General features: G+C 56.8%; 2 protein-coding genes. Both read right to left on the reverse strand.

Features of this window, described 5'->3' with window-relative positions; all coding sequences use genetic code 11:
• Positions 1-445: 445 nt before the first annotated feature.
• Positions 446-1,069 carry a hypothetical protein gene (locus B7R22_RS18245; RefSeq protein ID WP_147305466.1) on the reverse strand — a complete coding sequence of 208 codons (624 nt, stop codon included), beginning with the start codon at positions 1,067-1,069 and terminating at the stop codon, positions 446-448.
• Complete coding sequence (locus B7R22_RS18945; RefSeq protein WP_147305467.1) at positions 1,066-2,376, reverse strand: hypothetical protein; 1,311 nt, start codon at positions 2,374-2,376, stop codon at positions 1,066-1,068. Before B7R22_RS18945 ends, B7R22_RS18245 begins: the two co-directional genes overlap by 4 nt.
• Positions 2,377-2,699 lie beyond the last annotated feature (323 nt).

Raw genomic sequence — 2,699 nt, forward strand, 5'->3', positions numbered from 1 at the left:
GCCCTTCCGGGCCACCGCCACGACGTCATCACGGAACTCTTTCGGATATGCCTTTGCCATAACTGACATCCTTCCAGCGAGAATGAAATCTCACAGATCAGATGACAACCAAACCCTGGGCAGACCCGTGGGTTGTAGCATCGGGGTGCTCGATGTACTTACCGCCCCGGTATTCGCCCGTGTTCTCGATGACGACTGGTGATAGATATATGATCCAGGATGTCGAATAGCCTCGGGCACTCAACCGGTTTGCGGCTATGCCGTTCCGCATCAAAATCGCCAGTGGTCACCCCTTCGCCGTGAAGCTCGAGCCGCAGGGGCATCCGTCGCCTGCTTTCATCGGACGGACCTTCTAGAGGGAATCTGCCAGGTCCGATGTAATCAGCAGGGCAGGTTCAGCCAATTCGAGACTATGAAAATGATCCCATTGTGATGAGGTCCGCCATCAAACCCGCTTGCGGTCAACTATTGCGTACGTACTGCTCAGCAAAGTGGCGACGAGATAGATCGTCATAGGCCCAATCAGAGTCGTTGCCGACCGTTCCGAAGTTATGACGGTGTACACGAGCAACATTGTGATGGACAAGACGATTCCTAAGCCAACCCTGACCCACAGCAGGCGCCTCGGGCTGACCGCCGGGATCAGGAATATTCCACAGCCGGCCCAAAAGAGAATGAGAGCCTCGTCATTTAGCTTTAGTAAGGAGAACGCTAACCAGTAGGACCAGACCGGTACCGCAAGGTATCCAATGAGTCCCGACCAAACGGTCAATCTGGACGCGCTGGGAGTCTTGCCTGGACGGGCGAAGAAGATCACAATGAGCGCGCCCATGAGGACTACTGACTGAACAACCGCCGTTGTCACAAAAAGGAAACGGCCACGGTTGCCTAAGGGTGCCGCCCGATCGGGCGACTGGAGGTACAGAGCGGTGGGTATCCATAGGGCGACGCTCACCAAGACGACGGCGAAGAGCAAGCCCAGAGCGACCCATAAAACTAATGGATCCTTCTCTGAAAAACGTTCTGCGGTACGTGCCAACCGCATATTTGTTGTCTTGATTTCACTCACCAGTCGTTACTGAAACAAGTGTCCCAAGAGCTTGCGCTGGGAGACCCAAAGGGCGCGGTCATGGGCGTAGGGACTTCCATCGCACCACCGTTTGCGAAACGAAGAGGGCGCGCCCATCCGCTGTACATTCGCGTGCACCCGGGCAAAGTGAGATTCCGGGATGAATTCACCACGGTTTCGCTTTGGTCACCGTATGGGAACGCATAACTGTCACCGCTGAGACCCATGCAATCAGTCAGCCGCTCACGGATGGTTCCGGGTAGGCAATCGTTGTGAACTGCTTGAAATGCAGCTGAAAAGACGGAGGACGAGCGTGACGGGTTACGTTCAGTGCTTAGGGAGTAGACGTACTCGGCCCCTGCGATGAGTTGGTGTGGGTACCGAATTCCCATCTCATGGCTCATTGATGAACAGTCGTCGAAGAGCCTGTTTGTGTCCTGGTACGGCTGAGCCGCTACCGGGACATTCGTCGCCCACTCCGCGTAGGCAGGGTTTAGCCAGAATCCCGCTACACCGCACGCTGCATAGTTGTACACGGAAGCCCCGAACTCGAAACCCCAATTAGGCTCGTCTGGCCAGTAAGCAACGTGACTTCCACCTGTCCAGACGATCGACTGGACGAGGTTTGCGCGAGGAGTAGTTCGCTGGCAAGTTCCATTTACAAGCTGAACGCACCTGTTGAGATTGAACCCCTCACCCCGGTACGAGAAGGGGTAAAAACCCTCCCACTCATTCACCGAATTGTAGCCAGGCCATCCTTTGATCGCTTTGTAGCCATCCCAGTTGACGTAGCGTGGGCCATCGGGAGCAGGGAGCGCAGCAGCCGCGGGAGCTTGCCTAGCTGCGGAGGGATCTGTCGAATCCTGACTGATGCTAAATGTACTGGTGTCCGTCGCGACCTCGGCCGGAAGCGGATGACTGGCAACGACCAAACCTCCGGTGAGGGGGGGCGTGTCAGTCTTAGCCGAAGCGAACAGTTCATCTGCACGCTCCAAGACGGTCGTGGAGGTGTCTCCTTCGATTAGGACAAGCTGGCCCACGCCGCCGTCGCCTTCGTAGACGACCGTTTTGATGTCCGAGTCGACCAAGCTGGCTGCGGCCATTAGCTCTTCGAGCGATCCGGACTCTTTGTCCCCGGAGAAGGAAAGCGAGTACACGTTCTCGTCCGTGATGTCGGGAGCTTCGAAGGGTGCTGAGATGGTATTTGACGGGGCGCTCTGCTCGAATGCCTTGGCGTCACCAACGCCCGCAAGAAGCGCTACCGCTGTGATGGCCGTGATCGCTGTGAATTTCTTGGAAGTCTGCATCTAATCCCCCACGGATGTCAGGCCGAAGACGTGTCGACCTAGTTAGCTATTCTCCTCTCTGTGGGATCTCACAGACAGGACCGTCGGTGGCGGGCGGTCGAATATTGAGTGAACGCGGATCGTTGATCGCATCCGCCGAGTGGCTCGAGAAGGGACTTCGCTGGTCGATGCCACACCAACGATGAGCTCGGCGTCGGGTGACGTCCCCTCGAGTGGTGTGCTTTCGCTTTGCCGGTTGAGGTCAGTGGTTGAAGCTTAGGCGGCGATGAGTTCGGGCAGTGTTGTCACCTCCTCGATCGCGGTGGTTGGGTCGTTCATGGTCT

Origin of the sequence: Subtercola boreus (genome assembly GCF_003399635.1) — a bacterium.
GTDB classification, from domain to species: domain Bacteria; phylum Actinomycetota; class Actinomycetes; order Actinomycetales; family Microbacteriaceae; genus Subtercola; species Subtercola boreus_B.